We start from the raw sequence: 21,955 nt of genomic DNA on the forward strand, positions 1-21,955 counted from the left end.
GACGGTCTCAGTTCACAGCGGACGTCGCTTCGACATGACGCGGCAAGGTCACCCGGATACGGGTGCCGCGTTGGCTTTGAACATCAGCCGGGCTGTCGATGGTGATTTGTCCATAATGCTCTTCAACGATGGAATAGACCAGTGCAAGGCCCAGACCGGTGCCTTCGCCAGGGTCCTTGGTGGTGAAGAAAGGTTCGAACAATCGGTCCATGATGTTCTTCGGAATACCGCTGCCTTCGTCTTCCACGATCAGGTCGACCGTGTGCTCGCCAGCTTCGCTTTTTACCCGCACCGCGCTGCCGGGAGGCGAGGCGTCACGGGCGTTTGAGAGCAGATTGATCAGTACTTGGGCGAGCCGCTGCGGATCGCCTTCGACCCAGTGATCGGGGTCGCACAGGTTGTAGAACTGCACTTCGAAATTGCGTCGGTTCAAGGCCAGCAAACCGATGGCATCCTGGGCGACTTCGGCCAGACAGACGGGCTCGTCGCTGTGCTGATGGCTACCGGCATGGGCAAAGCTCATCAATGACTGAACGATGCGCGACACGCGTTTGGTCTGTTCCAGGATTTGCCCGCTGATTTCCGTCAGCTCGCTGTCGTCTTCACGCTCTTCGCGCAGGTTCTGCGCCAGGCAGGCGATGCCGGTGATCGGGTTGCCGATTTCATGGGCAACACCTGCAGCGAGGCGGCCGATACTCGCCAGGCGTTCGGAGTGCACCAGTTTGTCTTCGAGCATCTGGGTTTCGGTCAGGTCTTCCACCAGCAACACCAGGCCGCTGTTGCCCGGCGCGAGCGGTTCGTCGATCGCCGCTTTGTGCAGGTTCAGCCAGCGGGTCTGGCCATCCAGCGCCAGATGCTGCTTGTGCAAATGCTCGTCCGGCAGATTGATAAAGCCTTGCAGCAATTCTTTCCACGGATCGCCGATGGTGCTCAGGCGCGAGCCGACCACACGCTGCGCGGCAATCCCGGTCAGCTCCTCCATGGCTTTGTTCCACATGAGGATTTCCTGATCCTTGGCCAGCGAACACACACCCATCGGCAGTTCCTGCAAGGTCTGACGGTGATAGCGGCGCAGGGCGTCGAGCTCGGCGGCGAGGCCGGTCAGGCGCGAGTGGTAATCCTCGAGACGGCTTTCGATGAAGTGAATGTCTTCGGTGACGTAGTTTTCGCCGCCGGCCTTATAAGGCAGGAAGGTCTCGACCATGTCCTGCGCCACGCTTGGGCCCATCAGGCCGGAAAGGTTGGCTTCGATCCTGTCGCGCAAGCGGCGCAGGGCGTAAGGCCGGCGTTCATCGAACGGCAAGTAGAGATCGCGCAGTGCCTGTTCGACTTCTTTCTGCGCAGCCTTGGCGCCCAAGGGCTTGGCCAGTTGCGTGGCGAACTCCTGGGGCGAGGCGGCGTGCAGTTCGCGGCGTTGCGGGCGACGCACGTTATCCACGGCGCAGGCCTCGGCGGCGCTAGCCTCTTCGGGGCTGGCGTTGGTGAACAGCGAGATCAGGGTGAACATCAGCACGTTGGCCGCGAGCGACGCGATGGCCGCCATGTGCCAACTGGTGTCGTCCAGCACGTAGATCATGTTCAGCAGCGGAATGTAGAAACCCTGCAGGTTGCCCACCAGCGGCAACAGCATGGTCACCAGCCACACCAGAATCCCCGCGAGCAAACCGGCGATGAAGCCGCGGCGGTTGGCGGTTGGCCAATACAGGACGGAGAGTACGCCCGGCAGGAATTGCAGCGTCGCCACGAATGCGACGATGCCGAGGTTGGCCAGATCCTGCTCTGCACCCAGCAGCAGGTAGAAGCCGTAGCCGGCCATGATGATCGCGACGATCAACGCTCGGCGGGTCCACTTCAGCCAACGGTAGATATTGCCTTCGGCGGGCGGTTGATAGAGCGGCAGCACCAAGTGGTTCAGTGCCATGCCGGACAGCGCGAGGGTGGTGACGATGATCAGGCCGCTGGCAGCCGACAATCCCCCAACATACGCCAACAGCGCCAACGCCTTGTTGTTGGCGGCGATGCCGATGCCCAGCGTGAAGTATTCAGGATTGGTCGTGGCGCCGAGTTTCAGGCCGGCCCAGAGAATCAGCGGCACGGCCAGGCTCATCAGCAGCAGGAACAATGGCAGGCCCCAGCTCGCGCTGACCAGCGAGCGCGGGTTGAGGTTTTCGGTGAACGTCATGTGGTACATGTGCGGCATCACAATCGCCGAAGCGAAGAACACCAGCAGCAGTGTGCGCCACGGGCCTTCTTGCAGCGGTGTGTGCAAGGCGGCGAGGGCGGTCTGGTTTTGCAGTAGCCACAGTTCCAGCTGCTGCGGGCCGTCGAACACGCCATACAGGGCGTACAGGCCAACGCCGCCAATTGCGATGAGCTTGATCACCGATTCAAAGGCAATCGCGAACACCAGGCCTTCATGCTTCTCACGGGTAGCGATGTGGCGCGAGCCGAAGAAAATCGTGAACAGCGTGATCAGTGCACAAAAGCTCAGGGCCACGCGATGCTGCACCGGCTCGCGGGTGAGGATGCCAATGGAGTCGGCGACCGCCTGAATCTGCAACGCCAGTAGCGGCAACACACCGATCAGCATGAAAATTGTGGTCAGCGCGCCGGCCCAGGTACTGCGGAAGCGGAACGCAAACAAATCGGCCAGTGACGACAGTTGGTAGGTACGGGTGATCTTCAGGATCGGGTACAGCAACACCGGCGCCAGCAGGAATGCGCCGGAGACCCCGAGGTAGCTGGAGAGGAATCCGTAGCCGTACTGGTAGGCCAGACCGACGGTGCCGTAAAACGCCCAGGCACTGGCGTAGACGCCCAAGGACAGGGTGTACGTCAGCGGGTGGCGAATGATCGCCCGGGGGATCATGCCCCGTTCGCTGATCCAGGCGACGCCGAACAGCACCGCCAGGTACGCGGCGCTGATCAGGATCATCTGGGTCAGGCTAAAGCTCATCGGCATCTTTTTGGCTCTGCAGGATGAAGGTCACGACAATGAGAATCAGCCAGAGCAGATAAGGGCGATACCAGGCGCCAGTGGCGTCGATCCACCAATCCATGATGGCCGGGGAGAACAGGTAAATCCCCACTACCAAAAGCAGGACCAAGCGATAGATGTACATCCCGGCCTCTCTTTTTTATGCGCGTGCCCGAAAACGTGCGGCGATGGTAACGGATGGGCGCGCCACTGCAAGTGTGATCACTGTAGTTGCGCTTCGGGAAGGTTGAGTGTGCGCGGGATCTGCGCGGCATCCCAGTGGGCGATGCCCCAGTCCAGCACCTCCCGCGGTGTGGCGTAGGCCAGTTCGGCGCCGGGATTTTGCCCGAGTGCGCGCAACGCCCGCAGTAATAAAGGTGTGGCCTGATCGGCGGTCAGCGGCGGCGAACGGTAGGACTTGCCGAGCTTGTTGCCATCGGGCTGGGTGATCAGCGGGATGTGCAGGTAGCGCGGTTGTGGCAGGCCGAGCAATTCCTGCAAGTAGAGCTGGCGCGGTGTGGAGTCCAGCAAATCGGCGCCACGGACGATGTCGGTGATGCCTTGCCAGGCGTCATCCAGCACCACGGCCAGTTGATAGGCGCAGAGACCGTCGCGACGGCGGATCACAAAATCGCCAACCTCGCGCCCCAGGTGTTGGCGGTATTCGCCCTGTACCCGGTCGATGAAGTGGTATTCGAGTTCGGGCACGCGAAGGCGAATCGCCGCGTCTTCAATGCCGTGGCCCGCATTTCTGCACAGCCCCGGATAGATGCCGTGATACGGCTCCAATTGTTTGCGCGAGCAGGTGCAGGCGTAAGCCAGGCCATGATTGAACAGGCGATTGAGCACTTCGGCGTAGGCCTCGTGCCGGTCACTCTGTCGGACCATTTCTCCATCCCACTCGAAACCGTAGCTTTCCAGCGCTTGGAGAATAGCGGCCTGCGCACCGGGTTCTTCCCTTGGCGGATCGAGGTCTTCCATACGCATCAGCCAGAGACCTCCCGCCGAACGGGCGTCGAGGTACGAGGCCAGGGCCGCCACCAGCGAACCAAAATGCAGGTGACCACTGGGTGTGGGGGCGAAGCGGCCGATGTAGGCGGGGGCAGTCATGATGGCAATGTTACGTATCCAGGATTACGGCAGACCCCCTGTGGGAGCGGGCTCGCTCGCGAAGGGGCCATCAACTTCACTATTGATGTTGGCTGACACAACGCCTTCGCGAGCAAGCCCGCTCCCTCAGGGGTTTGTGCCGGGGCAAATTTCAGAAACAAAAACGGAGCGTTCGCACGCTCCGTTCTTCGTTCAAGCCGCAATTACTTGCCGACTTGCTTTTCCTTGATTTCCGCCAGGGTCTTGCAGTCAACGCACATGTCGGCGGTAGGGCGGGCTTCCAGTCGCTTGACGCCGATTTCGACGCCGCAAGACTCGCACCAGCCATATTCTTCGTCTTCGATCAATTGCAGCGTCTTGTCGATCTTCTTGATCAACTTGCGCTCACGGTCGCGTGCGCGCAATTCAAGGCTGAATTCTTCTTCCTGGCTGGCACGATCCGCCGGGTCAGGGAAATTGGCCGCTTCGTCTTTCATGTGATCAACCGTGCGGTCGACTTCCTGCATCAAGTCCTGTTTCCACTTGTTCAGGATCTTGGTGAAGTGCGCGCGCATGGGCTTGCCCATGTACTCCTCACCCTTTACTGGTACGTAGGGTTCGAAGCCGCTGATCGACTGGTTTTGCTGCTTTGCTTGGGTGGGCATGAAATGGACCGCCTCTACTCTTGTAATCCATCTGCGCAGGATTGCTCCATCACCGACACCTGCCGGCCCTGCGGCTGCAAGCGGGCGAACTTACCAGATCAAAACGGACCGCGCTACTCCCGGATGTCGCGGTAGTGGCCCGAGGTGCTTGCAAAAGAATGCCAAGCCTTGTCTGGTGGTGGTGGAGACCTGATCAATTAATGATTTTAGTCAAACCATGCGCACTCGCATGAGTCGTTTGTGTCCAGGGTCTCTAGGCGTCTGACAGCTTTAGGTTCTCGCTCGTTCCTGCGCTTGGGTAGAATCGGTTTTTTCCCCGTTGAAGGAAGGCTAATGGCTCAGTCCTATAGTGCCCGCAGTCGCGCGATCGAACCGTTCCATGTCATGGCACTGCTGGCGCGAGCCAATGAACTGCAGGCCGCCGGCCACGACGTGATACACCTGGAAATCGGCGAGCCAGACTTCACCACCGCCGAGCCGATCATCCAGGCCGGGCACGCTGCACTAACGGCCGGGAAAACCCGTTACACCGCCGCCCGCGGAATTCCGGAGCTGCGCGAGGCGATTTCAAGCTTCTATCAACAGCGTTACGGTTTGAACATCGATCCGCAGCGAATTCTCATCACTCCTGGAGGTTCCGGCGCATTGCTGTTGGCCAGCGCGTTACTGGTGGACCCGGGCAAACACTGGCTGCTGGCCGATCCTGGCTATCCCTGCAACCGGCATTTCCTGCGATTGGTAGAAGGGGCGGCGCAGCTGGTCCCGGTCGGTCCAGACGTGCGTTATCAGCTGACGCCGGACCTGGTCGCGCGTCATTGGGACCACGACAGCGTTGGCGCTTTGGTGGCCTCGCCGGCCAACCCGACGGGAACGATCCTGACCCGCGACGAGCTGGCCGGGCTGTCGAGCGCGATCAAGGCACGTCATGGCCATCTGGTGGTGGACGAGATCTATCACGGCCTGACATACGGCACCGATGCCGCCAGCGTACTGGAAGTCGATGACAGCGCCTTCGTGCTGAATAGTTTTTCGAAGTATTTCGGCATGACCGGCTGGCGCCTCGGCTGGCTGGTCGCGCCGCAAGCGGCGGTCGGGGAGCTGGAAAAACTCGCGCAGAACCTCTACATCAGTGCGCCGAGCATGGCTCAGCATGCCGCGCTGGCGTGCTTCGAACCCGCGACCATCGCCATTCTCGAAGAGCGGCGCGCCGAGTTTGGTCGTCGCCGTGATTTCCTTCTGCCCGCGTTGCGGGAATTGGGCTTCGGCATCGCCGTAGAGCCGGAAGGTGCGTTCTATTTGTATGCCGATATCGGCAAGTTCGGCGGTGATGCCTTCGCGTTCTGCCGTTATTTCCTCGAGACAGAACACGTAGCGATCACGCCGGGTCTTGACTTCGGGCGTTATCAGGCCGGCCACCACGTTCGGTTTGCCTACACCCAAAGTCTTCCGCGTTTGCAGGAAGCGGTTGAGCGCATCGCGCGTGGTCTGCGGAGCTGGCAAGGCTGATGCGCTTTAACCCTCCCCTCGAAGAAGGTCGCCTGATCCGACGTTACAAGCGTTTTCTCGCCGACATCGAAACCGTTGACGGCGAGTTGTTGACCATTCACTGCCCCAACACGGGCTCGATGCTCAATTGCCAGGTTGAAGGCGGACAGGTGTGGCTCAGTCGCTCCAACGATCCGAAACGCAAGTTGCCCGGCACCTGGGAAATCGGTGAAACCCCGCAAGGCCGGTTGTTTTGTGTGAACACCGGGCGAGCTAACGGGTTGATTGAAGAAGCGCTGATGGCGGGCGTTATCGCCGAACTCAACGGCTTTACCGCGTTGAAGCGTGAAGTCGCCTACGGCCAGGAAAACAGCCGCATCGATTTCCGCCTCGATTACCCGAGCGGGCCGGCGTATGTGGAAGTCAAAAGCGTGACCCTGGGTTTCGAGGGCACTTCAGTCGCGGCGTTTCCCGATGCGGTGACTCAGCGCGGGGCCAAGCATCTGCGGGAATTGGCTCACCTGGCCCGGGACGGTATTCGCGCAGTGCAGTTGTATTGCGTGAACCTCACGGGCATCGATGCCGTGCGTCCCGCCGAAGAAATCGATTCGGCCTACGCAGCGGCCTTGCGCGAAGCGGTGGCGTGCGGGGTCGAGGTGTTGGCGTATGGGGTGCGCCTGACTCATGAAGAAATGGTGGTCGACCGACGCCTGGACGTGTTGCTCAACGGTTAAACGCTGACCCAGACGCCTTGCGCGTCTTCGCGGCATTCGACGGCGGTGAGGAATTGTCCCGCGCATGGACCCGACACGCATTCGCCGTCCTCGATCAAGAACAGTGCGCCGTGGGTCGCGCACTGGATCAGGCTGTTACTGGGGTCGAGAAACTGGTCGGGCGTCCATTCCAACCCGACGCCCCGGTGCGGGCAGCGGTTGAGATAGACGTAGACCTGACTCTCCCGGCGCACGGCAAAGAGCTTCTGGCCGTCGATGTCGAAACCGCGACTGCTGGAGTCGGCCAGGGCAGCGCCGGCGCAAAGAAACTTCATGTTTATCCTCAAATGTCGCAGTGCGTTGTAGGAAATGTCCGAGCTTGACGTGCAAATGCAAACAATTATCAAATGGCCGCCTTGCCCGTCGGGTGGAGGTGCCAGAAGCCGAGGATACGTGGCCTGTCATCTCGATGCCTGGGAAAACCGAAAAGGAAGCTGTTTATGCGCCTGAGTTCCCGCGTTGCCGCGTTGTGTGTCGGACTGTTTGTCAGCCATTACGCCACGGCGGCCGAGTTGCCACAACGCTGGGTCAGCGCCGGTGGCGCCCTGTCGGAATGGGTCAGCGCGCTGGGTGGCGAATCGAAATTGGTCGGCGTCGATACCACCAGCCAGCACCCGCCATCCCTCAAGGCGTTGCCGAGCATCGGTTACCAGCGGCAGTTGTCGGCAGAAGGCGTGTTAAGCCTGCGCCCGCAAATTCTGGTTGGCACCGAAGAAATGGGCCCGCCGCCAGTGCTGGCGCAGATTCGCACCGCCGGCGTCCAAGTCGAACTGTTCTCGGCCCAGCCCGATCTGCCGGCGCTGCAAGGCAATCTGCAGCATTTGGGCAAATTGTTGGGTGCGCAGGACAAGGCTGCGCAACTGTTCCAGGCGTATCAACAACAACTCGATCAGCAAAAAATCCGCGTGACCAAGGCGCAACTGACGCAACCATCGCCGGGCGTACTGGTGCTGATCGGTCACGCCGGCGGCAAGCCGCTCATCGCCGGCAAGGACACCGCCGCCGATTGGCTGATCCAGAAGGCCGGCGGACACAACCTGGCGACGCACACCGGTTACAAACCTTTTTCCAACGAATCCCTGATCAGCCTCGACCCCGAGGTGCTGGTGTTTGCCGATCGCACATTGGCCGGCGAGGCAGCGCGTGCCGCCTTATTTACGGAAAATCCGATCCTGTCCTCGACCCGCGCCGCCAAAAACAACCGCGTCATGGAGCTTGATCCGACGCTGCTGGTGGGCGGGCTCGGCCCACGATTGCCCGATGCCTTGGAAAAAATCAACGAAGGTTTCTATCCCGGCGCGGCTGCGCAATGACCCTCCTGGTAAAACCACGCTCGTTATTCATCGGTCTGAGCCTGCTGTGTTTGCTGGCGATCTGGCTGTCGTTGGCGTTGGGGCCGGTGAGCCTGCCTTTGCTGGATACCTTGCGCGCCGCGTTGCGCCTGATCGGTTTGCCCATCGCGCCCGATGGGCTGGAGCAGGCTGAGCTGATCCTTGGGCAGATTCGCTTGCCTCGGACCTTGTTGGGATTGGCGGTGGGTGGTGTGCTGGCGTTGTCGGGCGTGGCGATGCAGGGGTTGTTCCGCAACCCTCTGGCCGATCCGGGGCTGGTGGGGGTTTCCGGTGGCGCGGCATTAGGCGCGGCGATTGCAATTGTCGGCGGCTCGGCCTTCGGGGGGCTGCCTGAGTACCTCGGGCCTTATCTGTTATCGCTGTGTGCGTTTCTGGGGGGGCTCGGGGTTACGGCGCTGGTGTATCGATTGGGTCGACGCAACGGGCAGACCCATGTGGCTACCATGCTGTTGGCGGGGATCGCATTGACCGCGCTGGCCGGCTCGGTCGTCGGGCTGTTTACCTATCTGGCAGACGACACGACCCTGCGTACGCTGACCTTCTGGAACCTCGGGAGTCTGAACGGTGCCAGTTATGCGCGACTCTGGCCGTTGCTGTTAATCAGTACGGGCGTGGCGCTGTGGTTGCCGCGTCGGGCCAAGGCGCTGAATGCGTTATTACTCGGTGAGTCGGAGGCCGGTCACCTTGGCATCGACGTCGAAAAGCTCAAGCGCGAATTGGTGTTTTGCACGGCGCTAGGGGTTGGCGCAGCCGTGGCGGCGGCGGGAATGATTGGCTTCGTCGGGCTGGTGGTGCCACATCTGGTGCGTCTGCTGTCCGGTCCCGATCATCGGGTGCTGCTGCCGGCCTCGGTGCTGGCCGGCGCCAGTCTCCTGTTGTTCGCCGATCTGGCGGCGCGGCTGGCGCTGGCGCCGGCAGAGTTGCCGATCGGCATTGTCACCGCGATGATCGGTGCGCCGGTCTTCCTTTATTTATTGCTGCGAGGACGTGCCTGATGTTGCGAACGCAAAATCTGCACATTCGTCGAGGCCGCAAGCTCGTCCTGACAAACATCACCCTTGAGCTCAAACCGGGAGAAATCCTTGGCGTGCTGGGACCTAACGGTGCCGGCAAAAGCACGCTGCTGGGCGCGTTGTGTGGCGACTTGCAGGCTGATCATCCCAGCGTATGGCTCGATGACCGTGAGTTGCGTGAGTGGACCGGCGTCCAGCGAGCGCAGCGTCTGGCGGTATTGCCGCAAGTTTCCACGCTGGACTTCGCCTTTCGCGTAGAAGAAGTCGTGGGCATGGGCCGCTTGCCGCACCAGACCGGCCGGGCCCGCGATGATGAAGTTGTCGCCGCCGCGTTGCAGGCCGCCGATGCCGGGCATTTGAGTGGTCGCAGCTATCTGGCGCTGTCCGGTGGCGAGCGTCAGCGGGTGCATTTGGCACGGGTGCTGGCGCAACTCTGGCCGGGGGAGGCGGGGCAAACGCTGCTGCTCGATGAGCCGACCTCAATGCTCGATCCCCTGCATCAGCACACCACCCTGCAAGCGGTGCGCGAGTTCGCTGATCGCGGTGGGGCGGTGTTGGTGATCCTGCATGATCTGAATCTGGCGGCGCGCTATTGTGATCGTCTGCTGTTGCTCGAAGATGGCTGCCCGGTCGTGCTCGATACGCCTGAACAGGTGTTGCGTCCGGAACCGCTCAAAAAAGTATTCGGCCTGGAAGTGCTGGTGCAACGGCATCCGGAGCGCGGGCATCCGTTGATCATCGCCCGCTGAATGTTCAAAAGGGGTGAGCACATGCGTGTTCTGGTGATTCTGACTGTGCTGATGTTGAGTGCTTGTCAGCATGTCGCAGTGCCGCCGCCGGTCGTCGGCGAGATTCGCGATTTACGCACCGGTCAGACGCTGACGGCACGGGAGTTGTTGGTGCAACTGGCGAAGCCTTCACGCGTGATCGTTGGTGAGCAACACGACAATCGTGAGCACCATCAACTGCAACGCTGGTTATTGGAGGCACTGGGGCAGAAGCGCCCGCAAGGCAGTCTGCTCCTGGAAATGCTCACCCCGAATCAACAACTGCGCGTGGATGACGTACGCCACGCCTCGACGCTGCCCGCCAATTTGCCCGGTGCACTGGCGTGGGAGGACGGTTGGGACTGGAATCTGTACGGCCCGATTGTCCGTTTCGCCCTTGTTCAACCGTATCCACTGCTGTCCGCCAACCTCGACATCGTCGAGGTGCGGGCTGTTTACGCCCAGCCGCCGGCATTGAGTGGCGCTCGAGCGAATGCCGCACCGGTCAAGGCTGAGTTGCTGGAGCAGATCAGTGGCTCCCATTGCGGCTTGCTGCCCGCCTCGCAACTCCCGGCGATGCTCGCCGTCCAGCAACAACGTGACCGGCGCATGGCCGAGCAGCTGCTGGCGGCACCTGCGCCTGCGTTGCTGTTTGCCGGTGCGTATCACGCGCGCAAGGATGTGGGTGTTCCGATCCATGTGCTTGATCTTGGCGCGACTGAACCGCCGACGGTATTGATGTTGTCGCAAGAGGGCGGTGAGGTCACGGCGGCGATGGCTGATTACGTCTGGTACACAACCGCCATGCCGGCGCCGGATTACTGTGCGCAGATGCGCAAGCAATTCGGCAAGTAGGCCGGGTATGTTTCGTAGGTAAAAATCGCAGGCAAAAAAAGACCCGGCAAGAGCCGGGTCAAATAACCGTGATTAGCCTGATGAGGAGATATCTGAGAGTCCGAACCAAGGGCTTTTCAAATATCGACCAGTCTCGCGACCAGTTGTGATAATCATAGCGATTCTCATTACCAAGTCAACCGCTGATTTTTCATTTCTTTAAAATTTGTCTTCGGATCGCCTACAGTCCTCGTAGTCGTTGGGTTTCAGGCTTTTTGATTGAGGTTTGCGAACTGCGTGACCTGTCTGTTCAGCTGATCAATGCGTCGGGCCATGCTTTCGATCAGGCTGTGGGCAATCTTCGGGTTGCTCTGGGTCAGGCTGAGAAACTGGTCTTTGGGGATCAGCATGACGGTGCTCGGTTCGCTGGCGATGACAGTGGCATTACGTTTCTCGCCGGTGAATACCGCCATCGCGCCGAAAATTTCGTCCCGCGGGACATCGCCGACTTTATGGCCGTCGACAAACGCCTCGGCATGGCCTTCTATGATCACGAACACGTGATCGGCCTCATCACCCTGATGGATCAGCACCTCGTCGCGCGCCACGCGCTTGAAGCCGTTGGTGCTGCGAAACTCGGGTTGTTTAAGGCGAGCGACGGCGTCGGTCAAGAGAGCGGTCTGCCCGGCCAGGTATTGCAGGAACAGTTCCGAGCGTTCCGGGTCGGCATAGATGTGCCGGAAAACCTCGGACCGCCGATAGGGCGTCAGCGCCAGCGGACTGTCCGTGCACAGGCGCCAGCGCGGCAATTCGGCATCCTGGCGCAAGCCGACCAGATCGCCCTCATGCAAATAAAACAGTGGGCGTTCGTCGATGCAGCCGTGCAGCAGGCCACTTTCCAGCACGAACAATTGATCGCCAGGCAGCGCGGCGGTCAGGTTGTCGACCGCTGCAAACTCCAGCGCCGGCCCACAGGGGGACAGATGTTCCAGCAGGCGCGCGGGAATGCTTTGCAGACGATTGATCAGTGCATCGGCGTAAGCCGGTTGTTCCCCAAGCAAATACATGTCGGCAGAGCCTGTTCAGTTCTTGTGGCGTGACGATATAGCTTCCAGCTGTTTATTCAACGCTTCCTTGCGCTCGGCTGGAATGTCGTTCCAGTGCACATCCATCAAAGCGCCTTCGATCGCATACAACAACACCTTGGATGCTCGAAACCCGCGTGTACGCACGGCCCGATAAGCATCCACCGCCCCCAGGCGACGCAAGTCCGAGGCGCTGTGGATGCCCACTGCATGCAGCCATTGCGCCGACGTCTTGCCAAGATTTTTCAGGTGCTGCAGTTCATCATTCATCAAGCCTCCTTGCGACGGCCGAACTGTGCGTGGGCAAGCTTCTGAGGAGTGTAGCCATCAGTAGGAAAAGCGTGCTTGTTTGGTCGGTTTCGGAGCAAAAGCTTCTAAGAGGCACGCTCAAGGAGAGGTGCCATTGTGCGCAAGTGTGACAGGAAGCGAGGGGGAGAATTCAGTCTGAGAGCGGAAAATGCCCACAGTCCGGCGCAAAGCGGGGGCGCCGGACTTTTTCAGTCATCAGTCGTTTTTAACGGGTGCGATAACGCAGGCGTGTGCCGAAATTCATCGACATCAGGATCTCGTCAGCACTCAGTTCCGGTGGGAAGTAGGCGCCCGAGATCTGCGCGTGGGCCAGGCTTGCACCTTCAAGCTTGGAATGCGTGAAATCGATGCCGCGCAAATCGGCGGAGCGGAAATAGGCATCGGTGAAGTCGATGCCGTCGGCGTTCAGTTCGCGCAGGTCGAGGCCGCGGAAGTCACCACCGACCATGTCGATAGGCCCGCTTGGTGGACGCTCTTTGTTGAAACCAGTGATGTCGTCTTTGTGCAGCAAGGCGTAAAGCGGGGTGTCGAGAATTTTCGGCTGGTTCATGTCAAATCACCGGTTGGTTTTATGACGCCAGTATAGTGCCACTATTTGACAGCCGTGAAGCCGAAGGCGGCTTCACGGCTGAAATAGTTTTTACAGGCCCGGCAAGCGTTGACGAATCTGCGCAACGACAGCGTCGAGTGTTCCGCTTTCATTGGTCTGAACGCGTTTGCTGCAGAGAATCTCGGCCGGCGTCAGCGCTTCCCGATTGGCTTGCTGAGCAGCGATAACGGCCAAGTTGGCGTCGGACGGATCCGTGTCGTCTGCCTGACGCAGCGCCAGCCAGCTTTCGATGACCGCTTGTGGCGCGTTGCAATCGAGGATCAGGAACGGCGCGCCAGTGGCTTCGGCGATTTTTGCCGCGCCGTCGCGCTGATCGCGCTTGAGGTAAGTGGCATCGATCACCACCGGGAAACCGGCACGCAGGATCACGCTGGCGATTTCATGCAGGCGCGTGTAGGTCGCGGCACTGGCGTCGGCGCTGTAGATACCGGCCTGCGGAGCGTTCGCAACGGTTTGCTCGCCGAACAAGCGTTTGCGCTCGACATCGGAACGCAAGCGGATTGCGCCCAACGCTTCCACCAGCCGCATGGCGACGCGGCTCTTGCCGACAGCGGAAACGCCATGGGTGATGGCCATGAAACGCGAAGGAATGGTGCTGTAGCTTTCCGCCAGGTTGGCGTAGTTGCGGTACTGGCGCAGAGTCGTGGCGCGCTGCACCGGGTCAGCTTCGGCCGGCATGCTGAACAGACTTACCTTCGCGCGAACAAGAGCGCGGTAGGCTTTATAGAAGTTCAGCAGTTCCAGGCCCTGATAATCGCCGGTCAGCTCCAGGTACTGGCTGACGAAACGACGAGCGAGACTCTTCAAACCACGGTCTTCAAGGTCCATCGCCAGGAAACCGGTGTCGGCGTAGACGTCGGTGAAGCGGAACGGTTCGTTGAATTCGATGCAGTCGAAGATCACGACCTTGCCGTCGATGACCGTGGCGTTGCCCAGGTGGATATCGCCGTGGCATTCGCGGATAAACCCTTCGGTCTTGCGTTGTGCAAACAGTGGCTTGAGACGTTCGAAGCTGCTTTCGGCCCAAGCCTGCAGCGCATCGAGTTGCAGCAGGTCAACCTTGTCACTCAGGAACGGGCGGATCTGTTCGAAGTTCTGGCGTACCGGCGCCATGACGCTGTCCGGCGTGCCGGCTTCATGCTCGGCGGAGACTTTTGGCGCAGTGAGGTGGAATTGAGCGATTTGCGCGGCCATCTCGTCGATGTGCGCAGTGGTCAATTCACCGTTTGCTTGCAGCGTACTGAGCAGCTGGCTCTGTGGGAATTGACGCATTTTCAGGGCGAAATCGACCGCCGGGCCTTCACCACCCAGCTGTGGAGCGTCGGCACTGCCGGTGATAGGCAACACTTCGAGATACAAATCACGAGTCAGGCGCTGGTTCAGGCGCAGCTCTTCAGTGCAGAAATGCTCGCGGGCATCGAGGGTGGTGAAGTCGAGGAAGCCGAAATTGACCGGCTTCTTCACTTTATAAGCAAAGGGACCTGTGAGGATGACCCAGGAAATGTGGGTCTCGATGACCTGGAACCCGTCTACCGGATGCGGGTAAAGGGCCGGGTTTTGCAGGGCGGCGATCAGGGACTGGCTCACAGGCGTTCCTTCAGGGTCTGGGAAAATTCACGGCCGCCATTATGGCCGCAAGTCCGCCCGACGCAAACCTCGGAGGTCGCCTGTTGAGTATGAATAAAATGCGTATAATCCGGCGCCATGACTCGTACTCGATCCCCCCGCACTCCCAAAAAACCACCTTCCAGAGGCCTGCGCCCCTGGCTGGGCTGGGCCCTTAAACTCAGTCTGGTCGGCCTTGTCGTGCTCGCCGGATTTGCGGTTTACCTCGACGCCATCGTCCAGGAGAAGTTCTCAGGCAAGCGCTGGACCATTCCGGCCAAGGTGTATGCGCGCCCACTGGAACTGTTCACCGGGCAGAAGTTGAGCAAGGACGACTTCCTCACCGAACTCGATGCCTTGGGCTATCGTCGCGAAAGCGTGAGCAACGGCCCCGGCGCCGCTGCCGTCAACGGCAATACAGTCGACTTGAACACCCGTGGCTTCCAATTCTATGAAGGGTTGGAGAAAGCCCAGCCCGTGCGCGTGCGATTCTCCGGCGACTACGTGGCCGAACTCTCGGCGACCAACGGTTCGAAATTGTCTGTGGTTCGTCTCGAGCCACTGTTGATCGGCGGGATTTACCCGAAGAATCTCGAAGACCGCATCTTGATCAAGATCGATCAGGTGCCGCCGTATTTGCTGGAAACCCTGGTTGCCGTCGAAGACCGGGATTTCTACAGCCACTGGGGCGTGTCGCCGAAGTCGATTGCCCGCGCCATCTACGTCAACACCTCTGGCGGCAAGATGACCCAGGGCGGCAGCACGCTGACGCAACAGTTGGTGAAGAACTTCTACCTGACCAGCGAACGCAGCCTGACCCGCAAACTCACCGAAGCCATGATGGCGATGTTGCTGGAACTGCATTACGACAAACGAGACATTCTTGAGGCTTACCTCAATGAAGTGTTCGTTGGTCAGGACGGTCAGCGCGCGGTGCATGGTTTCGGTCTGGCCAGCCAGTTCTTCTTCGCTCAGCCGTTATCCGAATTGAAATTGCATCAGGTCGCGATGCTGGTGGGCATGGTCAAGGGGCCGTCCTACTACAACCCGCGTCGCAACCCGGAGCGCGCGCTTGAGCGGCGCAATCTGGTGCTCGATGTCCTTGAACAGCAAGGTGTCGCCACCGCCGAGCAGGTCGCCGCAGCGAAGAAAATGCCCTTGGGCGTGACGACGCGTGGCAAGTTGGCTGACAGCTCGTTCCCCGGTTTTATCGACCTGGTTAAACGTCAGTTGCGTGAAGACTATCGCGACGAAGATTTGACCGAGGAAGGACTGCGGATCTTCACCAGTTTTGATCCGATTTTGCAGATGAAGGCTGAAGCGTCGGTCAACGACACCTTCAAGCGCTTGTCCGGGCGCAAAGGCGCCGATGATGTTGAAGCGGCGATGGTGGTGACCAACCCGGAAACCGGTGAAGTCCAGGCCATGATCGGCAGTCGTCAGGCAAGTTTCGCCGGCTTCAACCGGGCGCTGGATGCGGTGCGACCGATTGGTTCGCTGATCAAGCCGGCGGTTTATCTGACAGCCCTGGAGAAACCGAGCCAGTACACCTTGACCAGTTGGCTGTCTGACGAATCTTTTTCGATCAAAGGCGCTGACGGTCAGGTCTGGAAGCCGCAGAACTATGATCGTCGTTCCCATGGCACGGTTTTCCTTTACCAGGGACTGGCGCATTCCTACAACCTGTCGACCGCGCGTCTCGGGTTGGCGGTGGGCGTGCCGAACGTGTTGAAGACCCTTGCTCGCTTGGGTGTGAGTCGCGAGTTCCCGGCGTTCCCGTCGATGTTGCTGGGCGCCGGCGGCATGACCCCGATTGAAGTGGCGACCATGTATCAGACCTTGGCCAACGGTGGGTTCAATACACCAATGCGCGGGATTCGTAGCGTACTGACGGCCGAAGGTGAGCCGCTCAAGCGCTATCCGTTCCAGATTCAGCAGCGTTTCGATCCCGCTTCTATTTACCTGATTCAAAGCGCGATGCAGCGGGTCATGCGTGAAGGCACCGGCAGTTCGGTTTACAACGTGTTGCCGAAAACCCTGACGCTGGCCGGCAAGACCGGTACCAGTAACGATTCGCGAGACAGCTGGTTCGCCGGTTTCAGTCAGGATTTGCTGGCAGTGGTCTGGCTGGGGCGCGACGATAACGGCAAGACACCGTTCACCGGTGCCACCGGTGCGTTGCAGGTCTGGACCAGTTTCATGCGTAAGGCCGATCCGTTGCCGCTCGACATGCCGCAGCCGGACAACGTGGTTCAGGCCTGGGTCGATTCGCGTACCGGACAAGGCTCTGATGCCAACTGCCCAGGCGCCGTGCAGATGCCGTATATTCGCGGCAGCGAACCGCCTCCCGGCGCCGCGTGTGGTGGCGACAGCCCTGCTTCCGGCGAAACGGTGATGGATTGGGTCAAAGGCTGGATGAACTAAGCGAAGAGGATTTCAAGTGAACAAGTGGTTGATTCCAGCGGTTGCCGCCGTGGCTTTGCTCAGCGGTTGTTCTAGCGTACAGCGCGGCTCGATTCCGGTTGTGGACTCCGGCAGCGCCGTGTCCAACAGTGAACGGATATCGGCCAATGGCGGTTACCGTCAAACGACGGTCAAGCGTCCCGTGCAATCCCAGACCCAGGCGATTCCGCAAGGCGATACCGGCGTCGTCGTGATGGTGCCGGGTGGCGGCGCAGTTGCATCGGCCCCGATCAGTACGTCGCCGATTACCCCGGGCCCGATTACCCCCGGTCCCATCGACACCTCGCCGGTGCAATCGGCACCGGTCAATCAGGGCAGTTACAGCATGCCATCGACCCCGAGCGGGATTCCGTCGTCCAGCTCCGGCGGCCTGTCCGCCGACGAACAACTGGACGGTCCGGTGTTGGCCTTGCTGACCACCGCTCAACAGCAACAGGCCGGCGGCGACCTCAATGGTGCCTCGTCCAGCCTCGAGCGCGCTCAACGTGTCGCGCCGCGTGAACCGCAAGTGCTTTATCGTCTGGCGCAAGTGCGCATGGCTCAAGGCGATGCGCCACAAGCCGAGCAGTTTGCCCGTCGCGGGCTGACGTTCGCCGCGGGTCGTCCGGCGCTTCAGGCCAGTCTGTGGGAATTGATCGCCCAGGCGCGTGAGAAACAGGGTGATTCCGCAGGCGCATCATTGGCCCGTCAGAAGGCCAAGGTTTCGTCGTGATGGACATACGTTTTCCGAAGATCGCCGAGCAGTTGCTGTTGATCGAGCGCGAGTTGCGTGTTCAGGGGTGGTGGGACGAGGTTTCGCCCTCAGTTGAAGCCTTGTCCAGCGTCGAGCCGTTTTCGGTCGATACGCTGGATTTCGAGCAGTGGCTGCAATGGATTTTCCTGCCGCGCATGAAGATGATCCTCGAGCAGGATTTGCCGCTGCCCAATGCGTCGGGGATTCAGGAGATGGCCGAGATGGTCTTCGCCGGCCGCGATGTTCAGGGCCGGGATCGGCAGTTGCAAGTGCTACTCAAAGAGTTCGACCTGCTGATTACCGCGTCCCGCTGATCAGGCCGCTCTGCAGGAGCGAGCTTGTTCGCGAAAAACGTAACGACGACGCGTTTTTTCAGATCGAACGTGTAATCGTTCACGTCCATCGCGAGCAAGCTTGTTGGGGTCCAGTTTTTTTGGACCACTCCGTAGGAGTTTTAGACCGCCTGCTGCTCAAAGAGCGCAGGCGGCAGGTTATTCGATGCGGTGTGGCAACGGCGATGGTTGTAGTGCGACACAAAGTCGATCACATCCTTTTCCGCCTCAAAGTGACTTTGGTAACCATTTTCTGGCATCCAGTCGTGCTTCAGCGTTCTGAAGTAACGCTCTACTACCGCGTTGTCCCAACAGTTGCCACGACGACTCACGCTGTGGACGATTCGGCTTTCGGCCAGACACGCTGAAAACCTCTCAGCGGTGTACTGGCAGCCCTGATCTGAATGAAATAACAGCTCAGGCATTGGGCTGCGCAGCGCTACCGCCAATTTCAGCGCTTTGATCGACAAGTCTGTGTCAGCAGTTCTTGAACAGGCCCACCCCACAATTCGGCGGGAAAATAAATCCATCACTACGGCCAGATATAACCAGCTATCCCTCACTTTGATGTAGGTGATATCGCCTGCCCAGAGCGTGTCTGGCTGGACCGGATTAAAGCGACGATCAAGTATGTTCGGCGCCGTGATACTTGGTTTGGTGGCGCGACGATAGTGAGCGTAACGTGGCCGGCGCCTAGCTAAATCAAGGGTCTTGATCAAGGAGCGCATTCGGTGGCGTCCGATAAAAATGCCTTCCGCTCTCAACTCCTTGGATAAGCCGCGGGCCCCTAAAGCTTCGCGATGCTCTATATGCAGCGCACGAATCTTCATCTCCAAGCCACTCTCGATAACACGAGGCGGCTTGGGTTTACGTTTCGCGTAATAGCTACTGCGGGCCAAGCCTAAGACCAGACACATGCGTCTAATCGACACTTCCCCTCTAGCGCCGTCAATCACTTGGTTCGACTGAACAGAACCTTCAGATGAGAGGGCAATTGCTTTTTTAATACTTGGTTCTCGGCTTCGACCAGCGCCAATTTTGCCTGTAGCGACTCGATCAGTTCCTGGTCCTGTGGCCGAGAGGGTTGTGAAATCCCCGCATGCTCCCGACGCCAGAGCAGAACCCATCGGCGTAGAGCTGTAGGTCCAACTCCCGTTAGCTTGCAGGCTTCAGGTATGGAGCAATTCATCTCCACAACCAAGCGAATGGCCTCCGCTTTTTCCCCGATATTTACAATGCGATATCCCATGATGCTTCCTTAGATCGATGCTCCTACATCATGGTCCAAAAACATTGAGCCACAACAGCTCGGCTCCTACAGGCAGTGTTCGGTGATCTGTCGCTGCGCTTCGGCGGTGCGTTCCTGACGTTGTTCGTCGGTCAGCCTGCGCATCTCGCCGTCCACTTCCTCCCGTATCCGTGGATTGTTTTGCAATTGCGCCAGATTCGTCCGGGCCTGCTCGCAAAACGCGTTCAACTTCGCTTGCTGCTCCGCGACCTGCTTTTTCACCGACTGATCAATGGCCTTCTGGTCGCCGATCGTGTTGCTGTTTGGCAGCGCAGCCGGTTTCTCCGAAGGGGAGGAGGGCGTGACTACGGTCGTGGCTTCGCGACCTTGCGGCGGTTGCGCATCGAAGTGAGTGACGCCCTGTTCATCGATCCATTTGTAAATCTGAGCGGCCATGCACACAGGGCTGATGCCGATCAGCAGACTGGCGGCCAGGAAAAACGTTCGCATGCCATTTCCTTGTATTGGGTTGCGCAATTGAAGCTAACACAGTTGCTGTTTCACGGTTTTTTCTTGCTTTCTCATGCGCTTACTTCAATAAAGCACATTGACGACTTGACTTGCGGGGGACGAAACAGAAGAATCCCAAGTCCGCTGTAGAGGGACTGCCAGAAGCAGGCCCACTCGGCAGATCATGAGGCGCACATCCGCGCCGACCTGTTACACCCGCAACGCGTTACCTCGCGCTGGGTGGGAAAGCCCCGCAACACTTGGGACGATCCCAATACTTGCTCAGTCAGTGCTGACGTAGTCGGCGACCACCGTCGCTCATGCTCTGCCGAGAAGTAAACCTATTAAGACCCGTCCTCTTGTATGTGGGCGGTATTCTGGCGTTTTAGAGGTGAACAACGTGGAGCTTTTATCTGGCGGTGAGATGCTCGTCCGCTTTTTGCGTGACGAAGGCGTCAAATACATCTACGGGTACCCGGGTGGTGCTCTTCTTCATGTCTACGATGCCCTGTTCAAAGAACCGGAAGTGACTCACATCCTGGTTCGCCACGAGCAGGCTGCGACCCATATGGCTGACGGCTACGCCCGTGCCACCGGTAAAGCCGGCGTGGTACTGGTGACGTCCGGCCCGGGCGCGACCAACGCGATCACCGGTATTGCCACGGCCTACATGGACTCCATTCCGATGGTGGTCATTTCCGGCCAGGTGCCTAGCACCATGGTAGGCACCGATGCGTTCCAGGAGACCGACATGATCGGTATCTCCCGGCCTATCGTGAAGCACAGCTTCATGATCAAGCACGCGTCGGAAATCCCGGAAGTCATGAAGAAAGCGTTCTACCTGGCGCAATCCGGTCGTCCTGGTCCTGTCGTTGTCGATATCCCGAAAGACATGACCAACCCGGCCGAAAAGTACGAATACATCTTCCCGAAGAAAGCCAAGCTGCGTTCCTACAGCCCGGCTGTTCGCGGTCACTCCGGGCAAATCCGCAAGGCAGCCGAAATGCTCCTGGCGGCCAAGCGTCCCGTGATGTACGCAGGCGGCGGTGTGATCCTCGGTGGTGGCTCCGCGCCACTTACCGAATTGGCGAAGATGCTCAACCTGCCCGTGACCAATACGCTGATGGGGCTGGGTGCCTACCCTGGCACCGACCGTCAGTTCATCGGCATGCTCGGCATGCACGGCAGCTACACCGCCAACCTGGCGATGCACCATGCTGACGTGATTCTCGCCGTCGGCGCACGTTTCGATGACCGCGTGATCAACGGTCCGGCCAAGTTCTGCCCGAATGCCAAGATCATTCACATTGACATCGATCCGGCTTCGATCTCCAAGACCATCAAGGCCGACGTACCTATCGTCGGTCCGGTCGAAAGCGTCCTGACCGAAATGGTCGCGATCCTGAAGGAAATCGGCGAGACCCCGAACAAGGAGTCCGTTGCCAGTTGGTGGAAACAAGTTGATGAGTGGCGCGGTGATCGCGGCCTGTTCCCTTACGACAAGGGCGACGGCAGCGTCATCAAGCCGCAGACTGTGATCGAAACCCTGTGCGAAGTGACCAAGGGCGATGCCTATGTCGCTTCCGATGTGGGCCAGCACCAAATGTTCGCGGCGCAGTACTACACGTTCAACAAGCCGAACCGCTGGATCAACTCCGGTGGCCTGGGCACCATGGGCTTCGGATTCCCGGCTGCAATGGGTATCAAGCTGAGCTTCCCGGATGCCGACGTCGTCTGCGTAACGGGCGAGGGCAGTATCCAGATGAACATTCAGGAACTGTCCACCTGTCTGCAATATGGTCTGCCGGTGAAAATCGTCATCTTGAACAACGGTGTTCTGGGTATGGTTCGCCAGTGGCAGGACATGAGCTATGGCAGCCGTCACTCGCATTCCTACATGGAGTCGCTGCCTGACTTCGTCAAGCTGGCAGAAGCCTACGGTCACGTCGGCGTGCGCATCACCGACTCGAAAGATTTGAAGTCGAAGATGGAAGAAGCGTTCGCCATGAAAGATCGTCTGGTGATCATCGATGTTTCGGTTGATACCAGCGAGCACGTCTACCCGATGCAGATCAAAGACGGCTCCATGCGCGATATGTGGTTGAGCAAGACGGAGCGTACTTAA

The 21,955-nt window shown here is 59.5% G+C and carries 22 protein-coding genes; 10 read left to right on the forward strand and 12 right to left on the reverse strand.

Going from position 1 to position 21,955, the window contains the following annotated elements:
• Positions 1–7: 7 nt before the first annotated feature.
• The 4 genes from ACYZT4_RS25260 to dksA all read right to left on the reverse strand — a co-directional run bounded on the left by ACYZT4_RS25260 (position 8) and on the right by dksA (position 4,731).
• Positions 8–2,962, reverse strand: a complete 2,955-nt coding sequence (locus ACYZT4_RS25260; protein WP_461983644.1) for a sensor histidine kinase — start codon at positions 2,960–2,962, stop codon at positions 8–10.
• Complete coding sequence (locus tag ACYZT4_RS25265; RefSeq protein ID WP_003176118.1) at positions 2,946–3,122, reverse strand: hypothetical protein; 177 nt, start codon at positions 3,120–3,122, stop codon at positions 2,946–2,948. The genes ACYZT4_RS25260 and ACYZT4_RS25265 overlap by 17 nt, the downstream gene beginning before the upstream one ends.
• A 77-nt stretch (positions 3,123–3,199) precedes the next feature.
• Entirely contained in the window at positions 3,200–4,087 is an 888-nt protein-coding gene (gene gluQRS / locus ACYZT4_RS25270; protein WP_461983646.1) for a tRNA glutamyl-Q(34) synthetase GluQRS, read from the reverse strand.
• A 203-nt stretch (positions 4,088–4,290) separates the two neighbouring features.
• A complete protein-coding gene (gene dksA, locus ACYZT4_RS25275; RefSeq protein ID WP_247293426.1) occupies positions 4,291–4,731 on the reverse strand; it encodes an RNA polymerase-binding protein DksA in 441 nt (146 codons plus the stop codon).
• 333 nt (positions 4,732–5,064) lie between these two features.
• Between dksA and ACYZT4_RS25280 the strand changes: the two genes are divergently transcribed.
• Together ACYZT4_RS25280 and sfsA are read left to right on the forward strand one after the other, a co-directional pair.
• On the forward strand, positions 5,065–6,237 hold the full coding sequence (locus ACYZT4_RS25280; protein ID WP_461983648.1) for a pyridoxal phosphate-dependent aminotransferase: 1,173 nt from the start codon (positions 5,065–5,067) through the stop codon (positions 6,235–6,237).
• Positions 6,237–6,950 carry a DNA/RNA nuclease SfsA gene (gene sfsA, locus ACYZT4_RS25285; RefSeq protein WP_461983650.1) on the forward strand — a complete coding sequence of 238 codons (714 nt, stop codon included), beginning with the start codon at positions 6,237–6,239 and terminating at the stop codon, positions 6,948–6,950. Before ACYZT4_RS25280 ends, sfsA begins: the two co-directional genes overlap by 1 nt.
• Here sfsA and ACYZT4_RS25290 read toward each other — a convergent pair.
• Positions 6,947–7,264, reverse strand: a complete 318-nt coding sequence (locus ACYZT4_RS25290) for a Rieske (2Fe-2S) protein (RefSeq protein WP_461983652.1) — start codon at positions 7,262–7,264, stop codon at positions 6,947–6,949. The two genes, sfsA and ACYZT4_RS25290, sit on opposite strands and share 4 nt — an antisense overlap.
• A gap of 165 nt (positions 7,265–7,429) precedes the next feature.
• Here ACYZT4_RS25290 and ACYZT4_RS25295 point away from each other — a divergent pair, with 165 nt between their 5' ends.
• The 4 genes from ACYZT4_RS25295 to ACYZT4_RS25310 are packed head-to-tail and all read left to right on the forward strand — an operon-like array spanning position 7,430 to position 10,976.
• A complete protein-coding gene (locus tag ACYZT4_RS25295) occupies positions 7,430–8,302 on the forward strand; it encodes a heme/hemin ABC transporter substrate-binding protein (RefSeq protein ID WP_461983654.1) in 873 nt (290 codons plus the stop codon).
• 50 nt (positions 8,303–8,352) lie between these two features.
• Positions 8,353–9,336: a FecCD family ABC transporter permease gene (locus ACYZT4_RS25300; protein WP_461988800.1), complete on the forward strand. Its 984-nt coding sequence runs from the start codon at positions 8,353–8,355 to the stop codon at positions 9,334–9,336.
• Entirely contained in the window at positions 9,336–10,103 is a 768-nt protein-coding gene (locus ACYZT4_RS25305) for a heme ABC transporter ATP-binding protein (protein ID WP_461983656.1), read from the forward strand. The genes ACYZT4_RS25300 and ACYZT4_RS25305 overlap by 1 nt, the downstream gene beginning before the upstream one ends.
• Before the next feature lie 21 nt (positions 10,104–10,124).
• On the forward strand, positions 10,125–10,976 hold the full coding sequence (locus tag ACYZT4_RS25310; RefSeq protein WP_461983657.1) for a ChaN family lipoprotein: 852 nt from the start codon (positions 10,125–10,127) through the stop codon (positions 10,974–10,976).
• A 245-nt stretch (positions 10,977–11,221) separates the two neighbouring features.
• Here the strand turns inward: ACYZT4_RS25310 and ACYZT4_RS25315 are convergent, their stop codons facing one another.
• The 4 genes from ACYZT4_RS25315 to ACYZT4_RS25330 form a co-directional block, all read right to left on the reverse strand.
• Complete coding sequence (locus tag ACYZT4_RS25315; RefSeq protein ID WP_461983659.1) at positions 11,222–12,022, reverse strand: Crp/Fnr family transcriptional regulator; 801 nt, start codon at positions 12,020–12,022, stop codon at positions 11,222–11,224.
• 15 nt (positions 12,023–12,037) lie between these two features.
• Positions 12,038–12,310 (reverse strand): TfoX/Sxy family protein, encoded by a 273-nt coding sequence (locus ACYZT4_RS25320; protein ID WP_007971093.1) that lies wholly within the window; start codon positions 12,308–12,310, stop codon positions 12,038–12,040.
• A gap of 244 nt (positions 12,311–12,554) precedes the next feature.
• On the reverse strand, positions 12,555–12,899 hold the full coding sequence (locus ACYZT4_RS25325; protein WP_461983661.1) for a pentapeptide repeat-containing protein: 345 nt from the start codon (positions 12,897–12,899) through the stop codon (positions 12,555–12,557).
• Between the two features lie 90 nt (positions 12,900–12,989).
• Complete coding sequence (locus tag ACYZT4_RS25330; protein WP_461983663.1) at positions 12,990–14,546, reverse strand: bifunctional aminoglycoside phosphotransferase/ATP-binding protein; 1,557 nt, start codon at positions 14,544–14,546, stop codon at positions 12,990–12,992.
• 117 nt (positions 14,547–14,663) lie between these two features.
• Here ACYZT4_RS25330 and mrcB point away from each other — a divergent pair, with 117 nt between their 5' ends.
• Genes mrcB through ACYZT4_RS25345 form a run of 3 tightly spaced genes read left to right on the forward strand, consistent with a single transcriptional unit; the run spans position 14,664 to position 18,074 of the window.
• The gene (gene mrcB, locus ACYZT4_RS25335) at positions 14,664–16,988 is read left to right on the forward strand and encodes a penicillin-binding protein 1B (protein WP_461983665.1); all 2,325 of its coding nucleotides are present in this window, start codon (positions 14,664–14,666) and stop codon (positions 16,986–16,988) included.
• Between the two features lie 16 nt (positions 16,989–17,004).
• Positions 17,005–17,739: a hypothetical protein gene (locus ACYZT4_RS25340; RefSeq protein ID WP_461983667.1), complete on the forward strand. Its 735-nt coding sequence runs from the start codon at positions 17,005–17,007 to the stop codon at positions 17,737–17,739.
• The gene (locus tag ACYZT4_RS25345; RefSeq protein ID WP_461983669.1) at positions 17,739–18,074 is read left to right on the forward strand and encodes a YqcC family protein; all 336 of its coding nucleotides are present in this window, start codon (positions 17,739–17,741) and stop codon (positions 18,072–18,074) included. The genes ACYZT4_RS25340 and ACYZT4_RS25345 overlap by 1 nt, the downstream gene beginning before the upstream one ends.
• Before the next feature lie 140 nt (positions 18,075–18,214).
• Here ACYZT4_RS25345 and ACYZT4_RS25350 read toward each other — a convergent pair whose 3' ends face one another.
• From ACYZT4_RS25350 to ACYZT4_RS25360, 3 genes are all read right to left on the reverse strand, one after another.
• Positions 18,215–19,009, reverse strand: a complete 795-nt coding sequence (locus tag ACYZT4_RS25350; RefSeq protein WP_461981152.1) for an IS3 family transposase — start codon at positions 19,007–19,009, stop codon at positions 18,215–18,217.
• A 35-nt stretch (positions 19,010–19,044) separates the two neighbouring features.
• The gene (locus tag ACYZT4_RS25355; protein ID WP_461981154.1) at positions 19,045–19,341 is read right to left on the reverse strand and encodes a transposase; all 297 of its coding nucleotides are present in this window, start codon (positions 19,339–19,341) and stop codon (positions 19,045–19,047) included.
• Positions 19,342–19,407: 66 nt separating this feature from the next.
• Positions 19,408–19,830 carry a DUF4124 domain-containing protein gene (locus ACYZT4_RS25360; protein ID WP_461983670.1) on the reverse strand — a complete coding sequence of 141 codons (423 nt, stop codon included), beginning with the start codon at positions 19,828–19,830 and terminating at the stop codon, positions 19,408–19,410.
• Between the two features lie 400 nt (positions 19,831–20,230).
• Here ACYZT4_RS25360 and ACYZT4_RS25365 point away from each other — a divergent pair, with 400 nt between their 5' ends.
• On the forward strand, positions 20,231–21,955 hold the full coding sequence (locus ACYZT4_RS25365; protein WP_461983672.1) for an acetolactate synthase 3 large subunit: 1,725 nt from the start codon (positions 20,231–20,233) through the stop codon (positions 21,953–21,955).

It is taken from the genome of Pseudomonas sp. GB2N2 (assembly GCF_054897705.1).